At 55.1% G+C, this 15,350-nt stretch carries 16 protein-coding genes and 3 pseudogenes; 11 read left to right on the top strand and 8 right to left on the bottom strand.

Annotated features, from left to right (window positions below):
• The 3 genes from NO360_RS16810 to NO360_RS16800 form a co-directional block, all read left to right on the top strand.
• The coding region (locus NO360_RS16810; protein ID WP_256309012.1) for a hypothetical protein at positions 1 to 508 on the top strand (508 nt) is incomplete at its 5' end.
• Between the two features lie 385 nt (positions 509 to 893).
• Positions 894 to 1,100, top strand: a complete 207-nt coding sequence (locus tag NO360_RS16805; protein WP_256309011.1) for a hypothetical protein — start codon at positions 894 to 896, stop codon at positions 1,098 to 1,100.
• A 303-nt stretch (positions 1,101 to 1,403) separates the two neighbouring features.
• Positions 1,404 to 1,859 carry a DUF5518 domain-containing protein gene (locus tag NO360_RS16800; protein ID WP_256309010.1) on the top strand — a complete coding sequence of 152 codons (456 nt, stop codon included), beginning with the start codon at positions 1,404 to 1,406 and terminating at the stop codon, positions 1,857 to 1,859.
• A gap of 416 nt (positions 1,860 to 2,275) precedes the next feature.
• Here the strand turns inward: NO360_RS16800 and NO360_RS19010 are convergent, their stop codons facing one another.
• Together NO360_RS19010 and NO360_RS16790 are read right to left on the bottom strand one after the other, a co-directional pair.
• Complete coding sequence (locus NO360_RS19010) at positions 2,276 to 3,061, bottom strand: CPBP family intramembrane glutamic endopeptidase (RefSeq protein ID WP_256309009.1); 786 nt, start codon at positions 3,059 to 3,061, stop codon at positions 2,276 to 2,278.
• 284 nt (positions 3,062 to 3,345) lie between these two features.
• Positions 3,346 to 4,458, bottom strand: coding sequence for a peptidase (locus NO360_RS16790; RefSeq protein ID WP_256309008.1), 1,113 nt, complete (start codon positions 4,456 to 4,458; stop codon positions 3,346 to 3,348).
• A gap of 275 nt (positions 4,459 to 4,733) precedes the next feature.
• Here NO360_RS16790 and NO360_RS16785 point away from each other — a divergent pair, with 275 nt between their 5' ends.
• The 4 genes and pseudogenes from NO360_RS16785 to NO360_RS16770 all read left to right on the top strand — a co-directional run bounded on the left by NO360_RS16785 (position 4,734) and on the right by NO360_RS16770 (position 6,893).
• Entirely contained in the window at positions 4,734 to 5,561 is an 828-nt protein-coding gene (locus NO360_RS16785; RefSeq protein ID WP_256309007.1) for a DUF6159 family protein, read from the top strand.
• Positions 5,562 to 5,624: 63 nt separating this feature from the next.
• Positions 5,625 to 5,849, top strand: a pseudogene (locus tag NO360_RS16780) (ArsR/SmtB family transcription factor); the annotation flags it as partial.
• Between the two features lie 62 nt (positions 5,850 to 5,911).
• Positions 5,912 to 6,208: a hypothetical protein gene (locus tag NO360_RS16775; protein ID WP_256309005.1), complete on the top strand. Its 297-nt coding sequence runs from the start codon at positions 5,912 to 5,914 to the stop codon at positions 6,206 to 6,208.
• Positions 6,209 to 6,590: 382 nt separating this feature from the next.
• Positions 6,591 to 6,893, top strand: coding sequence for an amphi-Trp domain-containing protein (locus NO360_RS16770; RefSeq protein ID WP_256309004.1), 303 nt, complete (start codon positions 6,591 to 6,593; stop codon positions 6,891 to 6,893).
• 737 nt (positions 6,894 to 7,630) lie between these two features.
• On the opposite strand, the gene NO360_RS16765 is transcribed toward NO360_RS16770, so the two are convergent.
• Together NO360_RS16765 and NO360_RS16760 are read right to left on the bottom strand one after the other, a co-directional pair.
• A complete protein-coding gene (locus NO360_RS16765; RefSeq protein WP_256309003.1) occupies positions 7,631 to 8,140 on the bottom strand; it encodes a hypothetical protein in 510 nt (169 codons plus the stop codon).
• A 215-nt stretch (positions 8,141 to 8,355) separates the two neighbouring features.
• Complete coding sequence (locus tag NO360_RS16760) at positions 8,356 to 9,297, bottom strand: hypothetical protein (protein WP_256309002.1); 942 nt, start codon at positions 9,295 to 9,297, stop codon at positions 8,356 to 8,358.
• 418 nt (positions 9,298 to 9,715) lie between these two features.
• Between NO360_RS16760 and NO360_RS16755 the strand changes: the two genes are divergently transcribed.
• From NO360_RS16755 to NO360_RS16740, 4 genes are all read left to right on the top strand, one after another.
• The gene (locus NO360_RS16755) at positions 9,716 to 10,075 is read left to right on the top strand and encodes a hypothetical protein (RefSeq protein ID WP_256309001.1); all 360 of its coding nucleotides are present in this window, start codon (positions 9,716 to 9,718) and stop codon (positions 10,073 to 10,075) included.
• Between the two features lie 376 nt (positions 10,076 to 10,451).
• Positions 10,452 to 11,354 (top strand): ABC transporter permease, encoded by a 903-nt coding sequence (locus NO360_RS16750; protein WP_256309000.1) that lies wholly within the window; start codon positions 10,452 to 10,454, stop codon positions 11,352 to 11,354.
• Complete coding sequence (locus NO360_RS16745; RefSeq protein ID WP_256308999.1) at positions 11,351 to 12,112, top strand: ABC transporter ATP-binding protein; 762 nt, start codon at positions 11,351 to 11,353, stop codon at positions 12,110 to 12,112. Before NO360_RS16750 ends, NO360_RS16745 begins: the two co-directional genes overlap by 4 nt.
• Entirely contained in the window at positions 12,109 to 12,684 is a 576-nt protein-coding gene (locus NO360_RS16740; protein WP_256308998.1) for a DUF8130 domain-containing protein, read from the top strand. Before NO360_RS16745 ends, NO360_RS16740 begins: the two co-directional genes overlap by 4 nt.
• 371 nt (positions 12,685 to 13,055) lie before the next feature.
• Here NO360_RS16740 and NO360_RS19005 read toward each other — a convergent pair.
• From NO360_RS19005 to NO360_RS19175, 4 genes and pseudogenes are all read right to left on the bottom strand, one after another.
• Positions 13,056 to 13,217, bottom strand: a pseudogene (locus tag NO360_RS19005) (PemK-like protein); the annotation flags it as partial.
• A 192-nt stretch (positions 13,218 to 13,409) separates the two neighbouring features.
• Positions 13,410 to 13,852, bottom strand: a pseudogene (locus NO360_RS16735) (DUF8030 family protein).
• A gap of 619 nt (positions 13,853 to 14,471) precedes the next feature.
• On the bottom strand, positions 14,472 to 14,885 hold the full coding sequence (locus NO360_RS16730) for a TRAM domain-containing protein (RefSeq protein WP_256308997.1): 414 nt from the start codon (positions 14,883 to 14,885) through the stop codon (positions 14,472 to 14,474).
• A gap of 56 nt (positions 14,886 to 14,941) precedes the next feature.
• On the bottom strand, positions 14,942 to 15,094 hold the full coding sequence (locus tag NO360_RS19175) for a DUF7837 family putative zinc-binding protein (protein ID WP_465260952.1): 153 nt from the start codon (positions 15,092 to 15,094) through the stop codon (positions 14,942 to 14,944).
• Positions 15,095 to 15,350 lie beyond the last annotated feature (256 nt).

Genomic DNA, 15,350 nt, shown 5'->3' with positions numbered 1-15,350 from the left:
TCTGTACGCGATGTACCTACTCATCTACGTGGTCTTCGGCGTCGTTCTGGTAGCGCTCGTCTTGTCACTCCACGCGCGCCTCAAGACCGACGCACCGATGCTGATGGGGGCGACGACCGCGTTCGGGCTGATTTGGGCCGGGCTCGTCATCGCCAGTGGGATGGTCGCCAACATCGCCACGGGCGTCGTCGTAGATCTGTACGGCACGGACCCGACCCAAGCGACGACGGTCTGGCTAGCGGTCAGTCCGGTCATCGACGGGCTTGGTGGCGGCAACGAGATCGTCGGCGGTATCTGGACCCTTCTCGTGAGTGTGGTCGCACTACGGGCACGGGCACTACACCGGGCGCTGAACTACGTTGGTCTCGTGGTCGGTACGGCAGGCATCCTCTCAGCCATCCCGGCATTCGGCGAAGTCGGCGGCGGCATCTTTGGCCTCACTCAGATCGTCTGGTTCGTCGGCCTCGGCATCCTCCTGTTACGCGCGAGTCGGCGTGAGGCGGTGTGAGGCAGGGTCGTACCTCGATAATCCAAGTGGACACTACCGGCATCTCCTATATAAAGAGTAACAGCGACGGTTGCGACGTGTTCCGGGCTCGTCCACTCTAGCTGTGAATCGGTAGAGGACATGTCTTTGAGTCCTAACGCGACGATGGGATGTGTCGGAGTCCACCGTGAACTTGCTGGAATCCTTGTACTGCACATACCCTCTATATTCAGCAGCTCATTCCTGACAGATACTGAGTGGATGGCGATCTGATTTGATACAGCGTTCGTCTGAACTGAACGATTCGATTCGCTGTGACTTGGGTGTGAGAATAGTTCTATGACACCGTTATAACCCGTCCAAAGCGGTGTCAAGATATTTTACCTACTGTAGAGACATCGAAGATATGAGTCAGGACTGGGACGAGACTAGGATTCCGGTGAATCACGCTGTTTCGATCGTTGTCCTTGCGAGTGCTATTGGTGGGCCTGTCGGGTATTTGTTCACGATTCATCTCATTGAGTCATTCGCGTCTGAACTTGAAGCGGTCTGGCTGACGACCGTTGTATTTGCAAGTGCCGGGTTGTATCTGTGGGGCGCATTTCGATCGTAGTTCCGGCTGTCTCGGAACCACCTATAGTAACAATAGACTGATTGTGACGACTGGTCACCTCCAAGATTCAGTTGATACCCTCGCCGTCCCCGGGGAACGCTTGCTGCAGCACAGGCTGTTGAAAGCATCGAGCAGACACTCAGTTGTTTGTTGAAGTCGTCATCGCATTCCTGTGGAAATTCTTCTTCCCCGGCTACACAGACACCCTCACATCGGTAGACACAGTGAACGAGAATTGGAGCTACTACTGATCTCAGATTCGAATGGATAGCTTCGAGATCAGTTTGACACAACGGGGAGAATATGGGCTTCTTGATTGAATTGGTCGATATGGAACTAGATTGGTTGTTGGAAGAAGATACGCCAACGTATGTGCACGCGCTTTTTGGCGGGGTAGTCGGTATTCTGGTGGTGACTATACATAATTTGTTCGTTGGTGCAGAGTCGTATTATAACCTCTCGGGAGTGATTATTGGGAGTGCTCTCGCCGGATTTCTCGCCGCAAACGGATCGGGTCAGTTCAAAAAAGCTGGTATGGGTGCTGGCATTCTCGGAACGGTTCCTGCCTTTGCGTGGTCGTCTGGCTTTCTACGTGACTGGTTCCTCACGTCGGCTTCGGAAGGCGGGCTGGTATTCGGGGTTCTGCTTCTGAGTATGCTTATCCTTGCCACGGGGATGTTAGCGATACTGATCGGAGTATTCGGCGGCGTCTTGGGTGGATGGATTGCTGGGAAAGTCAATCCAGAAATCCGTGGATAAGACTTCGACAGCACGTCACTTCAGTAGTCTCAGTTCTCTATCTCAATGTCGGCAGATCGGGAAATGCTGGTGGTCTAAATCGGTCGTAGATCCCATAGGCGATTGACAGGGTTCCAAGTGCAGCGAAGCCGTATCCCATCACGAGTGACGCCCCCGGACAGCGATATTATGCAGTCCCCACGTGAGGACCATCGCTCCGATGAGCATACTCGACGCCCAAGATGTGCGGAACGGACGATACGAGAGTACTACCACAACTGCGATAACCAATCCAACCCACACGTAGCTAGCCGGACTGTAGACCCTGATCATATAGTCCGAATCGTAGGCAAACCCCACGACGAACAGGCTTAAGAGCGCGACTGAGATAGCGAGTTCGAGTCGATCGATGTGTTGCAAGGAAGGCATTATAGAGACTATATCGGAAGTGCGTGGAGCACGATTTCGTGGAGTGTGACGGTCCAGACCATCGCGTGTGTGACTGCCGTGACCACGAGGTTCTCCGTGCGTTCGTACGCGTACCCCCAAGCCAACCCGGGAATCACTGTGTCGATCCCCCAGTAGAGGCTGCCACCGAAACTCACGCCCTGCGTCATCAATCCGACCAGGAAATGCAGCACCCCGAACAACAGTCCGGCGAGGACCACAACACCGAGGGTATCGAAGACAGCGCGAAGCCGACCTTGAACGATTCCGCGGTAGACAAGCTCCTCAGCCGGCGCAGCGAACAGATACATCCCGACGAACGCGACCGGCCAGAGCAAGGGCCGAGTCTCTAACGCGAGTTCTTCCATCCCGGTCCCTGGCTGTGGATGGGGAAGTCCGACCGCGGCTAGTACCGGCGGGAGAACGACTCCTTGGACCGCAAAGAGAAGGGGCAACCCGACGATCCAGCCGAGGTCTTCGAGAGTGGGCCATCGGACCTTGATATATCGGTTCCAGTCACCTTGCCAGAGCAGGTACGCGACAGCGAAGCCAGCGAACCCGACTTGAATATAATTCCCTTGGAGAACCCGAACGACCGGTGATTCAGCGAGATCAAATACCGAGACGAGACCTCCTGTTAACACAACGCCGATTAAGCCAGCGAGCAACGCACTGACGGTGATCCCAAGCCCAGCGAAAGCCGCACGAACTCGTCGTCCGCGTCTCGTTTCCAAGGCGGCTGAAATCTCGGACGGGAGACTCACGATGAACCACACGCCGGCGCGGCGTCCGAACAGGTCCGACGACTAGTTCTTCGAGTTGAAGGCAGCGAATCTCGCTGATCGGTTCCCGATAGCTGTAGGGGAAGAGCTAGCATAGATGCTCCGAAGGGTCAGGAACGAAGTCGAGATACGCAAGTTCTCTCGGTTGATCGACCGGGAGGCGAGTGTGCGGGTAACGCTTGCTGGGAGGGCATATCCAGTACTCGATGGTAAACAAGAAAAGGATAATCCAAGCTCAAAAACTGGTTTTAGACAGTACTGACGTGGGTTGACGCAATTCACTGTTCGCTTGCTGTTCGAAGCCGATCGATACGATCTCCGAGGGCGACCTTGATAGAGAGCGGATTCGGAATTCGTCGTCGTGTCGGTTCGAGCGCGTGCACCTCGGCGTACTCGCCCAGCGCGTCAGCAACAGTCGTTCGCCCGACCTTTTCGGCAGCATACTCGTCAGCCGCACGGATCCGTCGTTGCGAGAGCCAAAACCCGACGAAAACCGATCCGAGTGAGAGCCCGAGTAACGGCCACCGCGGACCGATATCGGTGACGGACGCGATCAGAGCGATGCCAGCCACGAGAACCGTCCCAACTCTGACCTCAAAGACGTGGGCTCGAAGTTTCCCGGCCTCAATCGCTAGCAACGCTGAGGCGGCTTCGTCGTCGAAGACATCGAGAAACGTGCTCGTCACGAAGAGCCGCCGGTAGTTCGGCGGGCCACGAACGAGCGTTTCCGCCGTTTCTTCGTTTTCGGTGTCGAGGATCCGTACGTCCCGAACGGTGAGTCCTGCGCGGTGACGGAGTCGCTCCACTCGATCCGCAGTGTCTCCAGTCGGCGTCGATGTCGAGCGAAGGATTGAGATGAGCCACGGTGCTGCGTACAGCATCCCGAGCACGAGCGCTACGAGTCCGACAGCCAGGGCGAGCGGTGAGGACTCGATCGAGCCCACTTGCAGTGGGACGAGCACCACGGTGAGAAGCGCACTGACTCCGATAACGTACCGTGTCATCTTCCAGATTGACGTACTGGTGGCGAGATCAACGTCGCGCACATCGCGGATCCCCCGTACCGTCGGGAGATACGAAACGATCCAGACACAGCCGGCGGCGAGGAACGTGACGAAATCCACGAGAATCCCGGTCACAAGGTCCGGAGCGGCGGGCAGCGTGGTGAGGACGGCAGCGCCGAACCCGGTGAGGGCGAACACGGCGTAGGCGAGCAGTGTGTACGGGAAGAGTACGGCCCCATACAGCAGCCGGTACTTTCCGACGGGGTTTCCCAGCCGGCGAACGACAGCGCTACCGATCGCTCCGAGAAGACTTCCGACGAGCGCGAGTCCCACGAGCGCAGCAATCGCAGCACTGACTGAAGGCGGCGTCGTTTGGAGGGCGGCCATATCTGCGTGTTCCCGCAACACGCACTAAAATCATAGCGGAGTACGGCGAACCCCTGGCCGAGGAACGAGTCGGTCGTTCAGATGCAGTTTTCATTCTCCCGGATTTTTATACGTCCACTGACCGAACCGCGTCGTATGCCCTCCATCACACGACAAACCAGCCTGACTCCGCTCACGTGGAGTAGCGGACGCCGAGCGACTAACGGTGCCGTAGCACGTTCAATACGCAACAGCGCCCGGTGTGCTCGTGACCAGTCGAACGGAAACCGTTCAGTATGACCTCGAAATACCGACGCGGTTTCGAGATCACCCGTGACAGTCTCCGCATCTTCACCCAGCGACCGACGCTTCTGGTCCTTCCGGCTTTGAGTCTCCTCGCCGTCGGGAGCGCATTCGCCGTCCTCGGAGCGATCATCATCCAACGGGGCCTCCTCACGTCGCTTCTCACGAACGACCTCTACAAGTACAGCGTGTTGTTCTGTGCGATTGCGATCTCCTCAAGCGTGGCGACGTTTTTCAACGCTGCCGTGGTGCACTGCGCGGCACAACTGTTCGATGGAGACCAGACCTCGGTTCGGGATGGCCTCGCCGCGGCGTGGCGTGCTCGCCTGCAGATCGCCCTGTGGGCAGTCACCGCTGCGACGCTCGGCACAGTCCTGTACATCCTCGACGAGAAATTCGGCGTCGTCGGGAGCCTGACGCGGGCCGTCTTCGATCTCGCGTGGGCACTCCTGACGTTTTTCATCGTGCCGGTCATCGTCCTCGACGAGCGGCGGAGTCTGCGTCGGCAACTCCGTCGGAGCGGATCGCTCTTCCGAGACACGTGGGGTGAAAGCGTCTCCGCCACGCTTGGCGTGAGTTTCGTCTTCCTACTCGTTGCGCTCCCGGGCGTCGCGCTGGGTGCGGCTGGATACTTCGTTCTCGATGGCATAGTCGCCGTGGGTGCGCTCGTCAGTGGCGGTGGGATCGTCGTCGCTTCCATCGTGGGGTCGCAGACGGCCTCTGCGATCGTCCGAACGGCGCTCTACCGCTATGCGACGACGGGTAAACAAGTCGGTCCACTCGAGGCTCGGGACCCGGACACGGTCTTCCCCGAGAGTTGACGATGCCGATCTACAACCGGCGGTTCCCCTCGTAGTACGGGGTCCTCGATCGGTAGGACGGCGGAATCGGCTGGCGTGCTCAAGGTCACCGAAACGTGTTATTCGGAGAAGGGCCGCGAGATGAGCGTGTTCGTCGTCTCGGAAGATCCGACGCTGCTCTTCCTCGGGACCGAGAACGACCGACCGAGTCTCAAGCGCGCGTTCAACTCCTTCGCCTCGCTACTTGGTCCGCCGTCGATCCTGCTTGCGGCCGGCGAATCCATCTCACAGTTCGTTACTGGGGAATGAGGGACCACACCGACGCACTGGTCCGAAGGACTTCTACCATCGACGATACAACTACGCGTGACGTGGCACCGACGATCAAGGCGCGAGACGACGTTGACGGATGTGGCTGTCTCGACTGCCGAAACATCGAGACGACCACCACCAATCGGACCGTCCTCGACGCGCTCGTCTGGTCCGTTCGCCTGTTTCGGTCCTACCCGTCGATCGTCGTCTTCGCGGGTGTGATCATCCTCGCTAACCGGCTCCTCGAAACGGACGCCGTCACCGTGCTCCCGACGCCCGCAGTCGGCGTGGTCGAAGCTGTGACCGCGTTCGCGTTCATCATCTCGACTGACAGGGTACCAACTGACCAGTACTGATACGATAGTACACTGAATCCAGCAACTAATGCTGCTGTAAACTCGTTTCGATAACTCTTACCTTTTGTCTCGGACAGATTCGAATCCAAGACGTGATGTCGCGCGGCCATAAACGCAAAAATTCTTCTGAACCAATTAAATAAATCGTAGGCTCAAAATCGGATGGTTCCTACGACCTTCTTTAATATACGTACTCAAGAGGGCGTGATAGACCAATCGGAAGCTTGCTGATTTGACTACCTACTCTGTCGACAACTAGACACTTGCTACGGATCTGTGGCGATCCACAGCCTCAGGCATAGCAGGATGCGAAACAACCTTGCTGGTCAAAGTGATTGGTTGAAGCCCGAGATATTTTATTGAAAGTCGTTGTTTCTCTGGTATGAGAAACAATAAACAAGAATCCGAGACCGAAGCGAAATCGGCAGACGATGAGACGGAGCGTGAAGGGGAGAAGATGATGAATCGAGCAGACGCTGCGGGAGTTCTTCGGGAAGTCGCTGATGGTGTCGAGAATGGGAGAATTGACATTGAGGGGGACAATGGCTTCACAGTGGCAGTTCCAGAACGGTTTGAACTGGAAGTTGAGTACGAGGTCACCGAGGACGAGGCCGAATTCGATGTCGAACTTGAATGGCAGATGGAAGGAGGCGAACCGGTATCCGTAGACGAATCTCACGAATGACTGCCTTTACCGCAGCTAAACACAACCGCAGCAGTAGCAAGAACATTCGAGGAGTGATACCAGTCCGTCTATGACTCTAAGTAGCAGTCCACACGACTTACCCCCGCTGAGTACAAAACCCTAATCAGAACCGTCAGATGGACTCCAGAATCTCCCTTTCTCCCCAGTCAGAAGAGTTTGCTGGTGCGCCAACAGTCCCCTGTACTGCCTGTGAAACTGCACTCCAGTCACCAGATCAGCAGTATCTCTCGTTTTTGCTTCTTGATCAATATACAATCCCAGTCGTTGGGTGTGATGAGCATCAGGAAGAGTTTACCACTATCTGTGGGTATACGACCGATGAAAGCGCGGATCTCGTTGAGCATCGACCCGCTGGGGGTATCGGATGTCCGAGTTGTCATCTCGCTCCCTATAATCTACAACAGCCCGCCGTACCGGTGGGGACCGGCGCTGTGAGCATCCTCGCCTGTCCCGAACATCAATCGCAGATCATCAGTCGCTTCCAGACCGGGCTTGAAACTCAGCAACAGATTACAGCGCCTCTTGACACAGAGACCTCGTAGCCCGACTAGTTGCACTGTTTGGCGGCTCTGTTGAAATTCTTGTGTGGTAATTTGTTTTTTGGAGTGCGTGCTGACTATAGGGGGTCGATTCAGCAATTGACTACGTGCTGGTCGGGTCGTTTGGCTACGTCCAGTATGAGGGAAACAGAACGAGCGGGAATCATCAACAACTGATTACGTCTTCCGTCTAGCAAAGTACCATTCGTATCCGTATCCCACAAAAGCCCCTAGTGGGGCGGCAATGGGGAGAGTAATGATACCCCCGAATAGAGCGATTACAGCAGTGATGAAGATGAACTCGGAGACCGCACCGACGAGTGCGCCAGCGGACAACTGACTCAGAGAGAATATAATGCCTATCAGAGTGGCGAATATGAAGAGCGATCCGAGCGCTGAAACGACACCTGCTATCGCACCGTAGACTGGTTCCGGTTCATCCGGCATCATCACACGCCAGACGACGGTCGCGACGACGAGAGCGACGACCGGTGTGACGATCATCCCGAGGAAGATGATCTCACTTCCTCGTCGATACTCCGCTAGACTCGCGGAGTCAAATCCTCGGGCCCTGACCGTCTGGAAAAAGTTCCAGAGGTTAACCAGAACGGCAAAGAGGAGCGCCGACCCGCCGGCGGCGAGACCCGCCCCGACATCCCGCCGGGAGACACCTAGATAGTCGGTCATACTCCAATCAACGAATGTATGCGGTCATTCGGTAATAAACGTTCGACGACCTATCCCCTCCACTGACACCACTCATTCGTGACCGACTCGCGCCTTCTATTCAGCACGCCGTTTGTATCAGCCGCTGAGGATTTCAACAGAGCTGATTTATTGAAACTCTGTCCTAACAATTCCCGCACTGTTTCTGGTAGGCGATCGTATTTTACGAAGCCGGTTCAGGATGCGTCGTTTACGTAGAGGCCGTAGCGATAGAGTGCGTCATCGTACCAGAGGAGTTTCCCGTTCGTCGCCGTGTTGACAGCCCCGAGATGGAGTGCCTTGAGAAGGGTGACGAACGAGTCGGGGAGCGGTGCAGTCTCGGATGACGAGCCTCGGTTGATTGTTTGGTCGAGACGGTCACGTGCATCTGTAGGGAGTTCATCTGCAGTGAGCGTCGCGTCGATTCGAGAGCCAAACACGACGTCACGGAATTGTTGACGTGAACTCGCCACGTTGACAGCCAAGGCGGTGTAGGCAGTCTCGACGATTCGCTCGGTTGTGACGTGTACTCGGTAGGCCCACGTGCCGTCCTCGGTCATCGTAACCACTTGCCCATCAAGTTCGCCGGTCCCGAGTGGACTTTCTTGTTCGGCTGGGCGGCGAAGCACGTACTGATCACCGCGTAAGAGTTCCGCTGTACTGGTCCTCCCACCGGTCTGTGTGTACGAGTGCAGAATCTTGAGAACCCGCGCACTCGGCTGTTCGAGTGCGTCGATCAGGATTGCATCTTCCGGGACGTTCTCTTCTGAGATGGGAGTGACCTGCACAAGTGACCGCTCTACACGTTCCTGCCCGGTGACGACGTGTTTCGTCTGAAAGTACGACCCGTCGTGTTCCACGTACGCGTCGCTTGGCAATGGTTTGTACCCGTAGGTCGTGTGCCGGCCCTCTGGCACGATCGCTTGCAGTGCGGTTCGTGCTGGCGTACCGAACAGCGACTCGTCATCAGGTTGATAAAGCGCATATTCTGTCGGAGACGTGTTGACCGCGTCGATATGAAGCGTGTACTCTTCAGTTGGTTCCTCTCCGTCGAGGACATTAGCCGCTGAGCACCCAGCCAATGCTGTTAGCGATACGGTTCCGGTTACTTGGAGGAGCTGTCGTCGTGTAGGGACCATATTGTGCACGGGTCGTTCAAACTATTTTGATCTGGTGAAACGTTCAGTTGGAGACAGTTCCCGACGACTTCAGTGAAAGACCGTACGGTCCCATGATCACCAGTCCAGCAATTGTGAGCCAGACCGCGGTTAACTCATCGTCCCGCCCGATCGGATCGAAGCGAAAGAGGACTACCTCCTCGTCCGGCCCCCCAAGTAGCACAAACTCCTCGGCACGATTCTATTGAAATTGTTATTTGATGATCGGGACATTGTGTAAGAGATAGAGCATAGAATCAGGGAACAGATCTCGTTTGTTTCACAGGGAGTCATAGATGGATGCTCAGACCTGACTGAGATTCAGTCAATAAAGGGGGGCTACGAATTGTTCGCTACCGACGTAGGAATTATAACGTAGCAATAAGATTGGATTTTTCATATGAATAGACGAACATATCTGGGAACGGTGGTCGGAATCACGACCACGACGACAGTATCGGGCTGTCTCCAAGGAGACGCGGTACTACACGAGACACAGATCTCGGCGACCTCGCCGACGAAGGAATGGGAGGTGGAGTTGGAAGAGGGGAATCAGATGCGACTGGAAGTCAACAAAACGGACGATGGGCCTGCCACTGTCACCGGATACGTGCATCAAGCCGCGACAGACGAAGAGGTCGTGGCAACAGCAGCCAGTAGTGGACACGAAACGTTCGAGGTTCCAGCCACGGGGACGTATCTTGTCTCGATCGAAGTAAACGGAGCCACAGCGGAAATCATACTCCGTGATATGAACTGAGCAGATGTGGACTCTATGATTCCCACCGAATTGTTCTAGCTGTCCCCTCGTATTCATCTGCAGTGTACGAAATAGTCAATTATCAGGAAGGATCTCACTGCTGATTCAATTGTCGAGGTGTGAAAAAACCGCCGTGATAAAATTTCTATGACACTCTCACTTCTCTTCGTGGTACTGCTAATGCTTGGACGGCACACCTCGATTCCGTTGTTCGATCGCGTTCACTCGGGGCTAAGACTTCTTTCCTGCGTCGCAATCGAGCACCTGTGAGTCGTGGCGCTTCCACCTGCACAGTGCAGAAGCGAAAGGTGCGGTTTTTTTAGGGTAGGTGAAAGGAGAGATTCACTCTACAGAATATCTAAGCGGACGACCAGAGATGGTCGGGCTGATGCGTTGGTACCCGCTTGCACGCAAAGAGGCAAAAACAGTGGTAACGTCGAAAGGCGTGTGGTTACTTGCCGTTCTCATCGTTCTTTGGGGGTATCGCCCCAGCTATGTTGGGTGGGATGGGCTCGGTGCGGATATTACCGCTGGGTACGTCCAGATCGCCGGAACAGTGCTCCTTCCACTAGGAGTGCTTCTCTTGAGTTACCAATCGATCGTCGGTGAACGCACGTCTGGAAGTATGAAATTCATACTCGGGCTTCCGCTGACGAGAACAGACGTGCTTCTCGGGAAAGTAGCTGGACGAACAGCCGGTATCGCTGGCCCAGTCACGGTCGCGTGCCTCATTCTCGGCGGGATCGGATTGGTTGACCACGGTGTGTTCAACCCAGTCTTGTTCCTTGGAATGATTGTCATCACGCTGGCGTACGTTGGGGTTCTCGTCTCGATCGGGACGGCAGTCTCTGCTGTCGCTAAGCGAACAGTCACAGCTGCCGGGACTGTGTTCGGTGTGATCTTTCTGCCACTCGTGTTGTTCTGGACGCAGATCAGCACGGCTATTTTCACGCAGGTTACTGGCACGCCGGTCAATCCGTACGAACCTCCAGCGTCCGGCCCGCTGTTCTTTCTACTTCGCTTGTCTCCTGACGGCGCGTATCGTGTCGTCTCGAACTGGCTGCTCGGTGTCGGGAATTCTGCCAACACATACAGTCACGTCCTTACGAAACTGGAGCCGCAGACACAGACGAACGCGTACGTCGTCGAAGCGACGTTCGCCCCTGGAACAGCACCGTTGTATCTCCACGAAGCAGTTGGACTCCTCGTTCTACTCGTGTGGGCAGTCGTACCATTGGGATTCGCTCGGTATTACTTCTCCCGAGGTGATGCCGTGTGAGTGACCCTGCAATTCTGACCGAGAGGCTGACGAAGCAGTATGGGTCAACGACTGCCGTCGACGAGCTCACGCTTACTGTCGAAGGCGATGAGATCTACGGGTTCCTCGGACCGAATGGTGCCGGCAAATCAACGACGATCGGGATGCTGATGGACTATCTCCGTCCGACGACGGGCTCGATTAGCGTTCTCGGCCAGGACCCACAACGCGATGTCGTCGACGTTCATTCCCGGATCGGTATTCTTCCAGACCGGTACAGTCTCTACGGTGGGCTCACCGCGCGTCAACATCTTGAATTGGTTCTTGATACGAAACGAGTCAGTGATTCACCAGCGGAGTTATTAGATCGGGTCGGACTGGACGCTGTTGACGGGCAGTCAGTCGGGACGTTCTCGCAAGGGATGGAGCAACGACTGGCGCTTGCAATGGCGCTCGTCGGTGACCCAGACTTGCTCGTGTTGGATGAACCGTTCACTGGGCTTGACCCACACGGCGTTCGCACCGTTCGAGAAATCGTTCACGAAGAGAACGATCGCGGTGCTGCTATCTTTTTCTCCAGTCACGTGCTCGGGCAAGTTGAACTTGTGTGTGACCGGGTTGGAATCCTTCACGAGGGGCGCCTTGTGGCCGAAGGGACAATCGATTCCCTCCGTGCTGAAACAACCGTCGGCTCCGATGCGACAGTTGAAGAGATCTTTGTCGCAGTGACAGACGGCCCAGAGCTATCAGACGAATCTTCCACGGAGACCACGCAATGAAGCGACGAACGCTACTCGGCGTTACCAGTGCATCGATGGTAAGCCTCACGGGGTGTCTCGGCGCGACAGAGTACACAATCACGGACGTGCAAACAGAAACGACCACACCACTCGGCATATCGGTGGAGATCGTCGAACCGAATGCCGTCATCGAACATCCGGCACAGTTGGCGTTTACTGTTACGAACCAACAGGAGATCCCCATTAAGATACGGAATACAGGGATTTGGCCGTTCGGACTCTTGGAACTCGTCCCGTCGCCTGATACGCAAGACGCCGGACCAGGGATTATTCTCTGGACGGATCGATACGAAGAAAGCCGGTATGTTGATGCTGAGTCAAGACAGAATTACGGAGTCGAGTCAACACCGCTCGTACGAACGCTCGGTCCTGACGAGACGGTCGAAGCAACGTACGACGTTCACGGCGGCGATATCATTCAAACCGGAACTATGTACGTCCGGGGTAAATTCGAGCCACCGGTCCTCGAATATACAACGGAACAAAACGGGAGTTGGGATTCGCTCTTACCTGAGATCACCGTCGAACTATCAAAGAACAGTCTGATCTAAGGACCTACTTCGTCCGACTCCCCAACGGGCGTGTGAACGAGTTGATAGCTCCGAATAAATGCATATAGTAGTCCGATAACTGCGCCAATACCGAGCACGCCGGCACCGACGCTCATCGAAAATTCGGTCGGCGTTGACGTGAATGAGAACAGAAAGCTGAATGTGTCGGGTGTACCGATCGTGAGCGAATCGATGTCGAGTACCCGCACGCAGGGCAGTCGATAGTTTTCTCGAAGAGAACTCGTCTGTTGAAGACAGTGGAGCGATACGATTATCTCACGAACAGGCTGTGAAGGGAGGGGGATTCGATTTTCCGAGTTGGTTGAAGAGAGCACTGTGCTGGTGTCGCCATAGTCAGCAGGCAAGTCCGCTTAGAACGAGATGTAGCCGATCACCTGGATCGCCACATCCTCTGTGCGGTCGTCTACGAGAGAGGTCAGATAGTGTTCGACGTCTGCAGCACTATTGAGCGTTCCAAGCGACTATGGGGGGACGTGGCTTCGCTCTCCGAGTGGGTCGCCCTCGTAGTCGTCGCTGCTGACCGCGTCCTCGAAGGGGGGAGGACCATCAGCGGCGTCTGTCTCCGACATACTCGGAATTGCAGGTGGAGGATATATTTATTACTTTGAAGAATAATTTCCTGACCTGGTTGGTTGGGGATCCACAGGTTGACACTGACTTAACCAACAACGGGTAATCAACTTGTCCAGATGTTGGTTAAAACATCACTCCTGAAATCGAAGTTCTCGAGCTGGTTTTACGCAGAATCTGTCTTGAGCTCCGTCAACGTCATTCTGACCTACCTCACCGCCCAGTGACGACTGGTGTGTGGGCCGGCTGACCAGCTCGTCACGAACCGTTTCACGACTGACTGTCGTTTCTTGCCGGCCGAGCCGCTCGTCGAAATACCGCTTTGGAACCGTTGGGCGACGTCGTCGGTGGCGATGTACTGTGTCCGCTTCACTCCCGCAACGTTCGTCGAAACGACCTCGGCTCCGACGTCTTCGTGGGTGAGTTCAACGAGCGCGCACTCGACTAGTGAGACGACGGCAGTCGGACTTCTGTTGTGCGGGATCGTCAGTTTGAGATCCGCCCACGGTTCGTCGCTCGGTTGCTCAGTTTGCCCGCCGTGAAGTCGTGATCGCTGTTGCTCGCGTTCAGAAGACATAGTTTGCTGAGTGGGCACTTACGACAGCCCCTCGCCCCTCTCGGGGACGACAAACTCCACCGCGAATCGCACCAATCTTTTATTAAATATTCTGATATATCGGAAAGACACTCTCGTCGTTTGATGGCCCTTCGGCCCCGAGAGAGCCAGCGGCGTTTGTACCGGTATACCCTATCCTTCCTTTGGACTATTCTGGAGGTACAGTGAGCCATTAAACGGCTTCAAATTACTTAAGAAAGGCGTCGGGCACTTCTAAGACACTAATAATGATCTCGACGAGATAGAAAGATTCGGTGTGGGAAAAATTGTGCTTGACGATGGGGTGAAACCTGTAGAAACAGGCAGATAGCGGTATATCTAGATGGAAATCAGATGGTGTCGAGTCTTACTGAATGGCGGCTCGGATACTGTTGCTGTTGGCGATATATCTATAGTTGCCGAAATCGTGGGATTCAGGGCTTAGAAAGTGAATGACGGAGACTCTATCCACGTCGGACTGGCTCGTCTATCTACATATTTTGTATCTGGCAATTCTCTGTGGGAAGCCGTATCAAGTAGACACTTTGGACTTGCCGATGTCTTCCTACATTCTGTGAACGAATCTCGGTGTATGTTTGTCTCAATCGTAGTAGTTCAGCCGCTTAACCACTTCCGCGAAGGAGACGTTCTTGCGTACATCCGTTATTTCGATGGTGACTCGCTCACCTTGCTCGGTATCCGGAACGATGACGACGAAACCACGCTCGACACGGGTAAGACCGTCACCTTGGTCGCCAAGGTCTTCGATCTCGACGGTACGAGTCTCACCTTCTTCGACTGGTGGCCCTGGGGAGTTGAATTCGTTTCTTGATTCGGTTTCGGTTTGCTCGGTTTCATCAGTTGATGGTGACGAAAGGAGCGCTACACGGTACGTTTCGCCGTGCTGTAGTTCACCAGTGTACACCTCTTCGTCGGGCACTTCAAGTACATACGAGCTGTCTCGTTCCTCGACAGTAGCTGAAAACAAACTCCGGAGTTGGTCAGGTATTTCCATCGGTAGTGTCTTACACAACAGACGCGACAAAGAACACTTGGGGTCTGTCACCCGGGTCATTCCGGTGTAACAACGTCTTCGCACGCTGAACACTCGGCCCACACGCTATCAGTTCCGTCATTCTTCTCGTACTCGACGAGGAGCCACGTTTCTGGAATTCGCTCGCCACAATCCGGACATCGGCCGAGTATCGCTTCATCACTGTTCATATAAAGAGTGAAAAAGTGTGTAACTGGGTTCCCGATTGAATATTCAGCTTCCTCAAACGTAAGGTTTCGGTGGATTGGTCACCGAGTGTGAATGTTCTAATAGAATGGACGAGGCAAAAGAATAACTCGCTATCTCCTGTAGTTCAGCGGACAATGGGGGTCCGAACAGTTTTTACTCGCCTACTCTCCCGTGGCGGACCAACCTTGGTAGTTGAATGCCGCCACTGTGGGAGAAACGTGTCACTGAAGGTCGAAG

The sequence above is a fragment of the Halobellus litoreus genome (assembly GCF_024464595.1).
In the GTDB taxonomy this organism is placed as follows: Archaea; Halobacteriota; Halobacteria; order Halobacteriales; family Haloferacaceae; genus Haloquadratum; species Haloquadratum litoreum.
The sequence above is the reverse complement of the archived record's forward strand: the minus strand, read 5'-3'. Positions and strand labels throughout refer to the sequence as shown.

What these genes read in the sequence shown, in the direction of transcription:
- NO360_RS16805 (WP_256309011.1), top strand. Translation starts at nt 894, where the DNA reads ATGAGTCAGGACTGGGACGAGACTAGGATTCCGGTGAATCACGCTGTT.
- NO360_RS16800 (WP_256309010.1), top strand. Translation starts at nt 1,404, where the DNA reads ATGGGCTTCTTGATTGAATTGGTCGATATGGAACTAGATTGGTTGTTG.
- NO360_RS16790 (WP_256309008.1), bottom strand. Translation starts at nt 4,458, where the DNA reads ATGGCCGCCCTCCAAACGACGCCGCCTTCAGTCAGTGCTGCGATTGCT.
- NO360_RS16785 (WP_256309007.1), top strand. Translation starts at nt 4,734, where the DNA reads ATGACCTCGAAATACCGACGCGGTTTCGAGATCACCCGTGACAGTCTC.
- NO360_RS16770 (WP_256309004.1), top strand. Translation starts at nt 6,591, where the DNA reads ATGAGAAACAATAAACAAGAATCCGAGACCGAAGCGAAATCGGCAGAC.
- NO360_RS16765 (WP_256309003.1), bottom strand. Translation starts at nt 8,140, where the DNA reads ATGACCGACTATCTAGGTGTCTCCCGGCGGGATGTCGGGGCGGGTCTC.
- NO360_RS16760 (WP_256309002.1), bottom strand. Translation starts at nt 9,297, where the DNA reads ATGGTCCCTACACGACGACAGCTCCTCCAAGTAACCGGAACCGTATCG.
- NO360_RS16755 (WP_256309001.1), top strand. Translation starts at nt 9,716, where the DNA reads ATGAATAGACGAACATATCTGGGAACGGTGGTCGGAATCACGACCACG.
- NO360_RS16750 (WP_256309000.1), top strand. Translation starts at nt 10,452, where the DNA reads ATGGTCGGGCTGATGCGTTGGTACCCGCTTGCACGCAAAGAGGCAAAA.
- NO360_RS16740 (WP_256308998.1), top strand. Translation starts at nt 12,109, where the DNA reads ATGAAGCGACGAACGCTACTCGGCGTTACCAGTGCATCGATGGTAAGC.
- NO360_RS16730 (WP_256308997.1), bottom strand. Translation starts at nt 14,885, where the DNA reads ATGGAAATACCTGACCAACTCCGGAGTTTGTTTTCAGCTACTGTCGAG.
- NO360_RS19175 (WP_465260952.1), bottom strand. Translation starts at nt 15,094, where the DNA reads ATGAACAGTGATGAAGCGATACTCGGCCGATGTCCGGATTGTGGCGAG.